This window comes from Ruegeria sp. AI3, assembly GCF_056541245.1.
Genome location: NZ_JBQFYA010000055.1, coordinates 1 through 1,147, shown reverse-complemented (window position 1 = coordinate 1,147; position 1,147 = coordinate 1). Strand labels below are relative to the sequence as shown.

2 protein-coding genes are annotated in these 1,147 nt (G+C 56.1%); one reads left to right on the top strand and one right to left on the bottom strand.

Features of this window, described 5'->3' with window-relative positions:
* Positions 1 to 70 precede the first annotated feature (70 nt).
* Positions 71 to 619: a hypothetical protein gene (locus tag ACRZ95_RS22960; RefSeq protein WP_480425621.1), complete on the top strand. Its 549-nt coding sequence runs from the start codon at positions 71 to 73 to the stop codon at positions 617 to 619.
* Between the two features lie 49 nt (positions 620 to 668).
* Here ACRZ95_RS22960 and ACRZ95_RS22955 read toward each other — a convergent pair.
* Positions 669 to 1,147 (bottom strand): IS30 family transposase (locus ACRZ95_RS22955; RefSeq protein ID WP_480555688.1); only part of this gene is annotated, 479 nt, incomplete at its 5' end.

The window sequence follows — 1,147 nt, the reverse complement described above, 5'->3', positions numbered from 1 at the left end:
TCGTTCCGTCAGATCCGCATGGCCACCGTAAGCACCAATCCGAAATATCCGTTCTAAAAGGTCCGATGACATGACTGCAAAATCCACGGCACTTTCAAGGAAGGCCACGCGCATCTGGAAATCGGCCCAGCTCTATGTTGGGTTTCACCGCGACCAGAAGGGCAAGAAACGCGACTCCGCCAAGGTTTGGCCGCCGAAGAACGCAAATGTTACGATCCACCCAAACCCGGCCGAGCAAGAGGCTTTTGTTGTTCTGAAATCAAGCGGCAACAGTTTGTCGGGCGATGTTCAGGTCAAGTTCCGGTCTGACAAGATCATCGCGCGGCGGGACACCGATGACGGTTGGCTGGGTGTGCAGATCGAGCCGATGGCCGTTGTGGTACAGATCGCAGACGGGACGCGGATCAAGGTTTGGTATGATGGCTCTGTGACACGCGCGACGGCAGAGGATCGCACCACAATCGAACTTGATGGATCCGTATTCAAGCGTACCGAGTTCGCGCAGGCCTACATGTCTGGGGACGGTACAGAAATGGGTACCGAAACCGCCACGCACTATGCTTCGATCACAGATAGCGGAGTGCAATCCTCGCTCGACGATGACTGGCAGCCGGAGTGAGGGATTTTGGTGTGAACTCATGTTGAAGTGCAGTTCTTGATATGTCCTTTTATTCCAAACGGTTCTGGATCTCCATCAGCTTGGCTTCGAAGACTTCTGCAGGCGTTTGGTAGCCGAGGCACTTGCGGGGGGTCGAATTGAGGCGCTGACAAATCGACCTCAAATATCGATTTGTCAGCGCCGTCGGTTCGGTTGAGCGAGGCAGATACTTCCGCAGCCTGTTGTTCGTGTTCTCGACCGTTCCTTTCTGATACGGCGCTTGTGGATCGCAGAACCAGGCATCCGCGCCGATCCCGGCCCTGAGGTGCCTCCAGGCCGAGAACTCGGTGCCACGGTCGAAGGTGATCGACTGACGTGCATCGGCGGGCAGGGGAGCCAGCCCCTGGATCAGCGCTTCCATGATCGGCTTGGACTGGCGATCCTCATTGCGCATCACGACAGCATAGCGACTGACGCGTTCGACCAGAGACGTCACATTGACTTTCCCATACTCCTTGCGAAACATCATCAGATCACATTCCCAGTGGC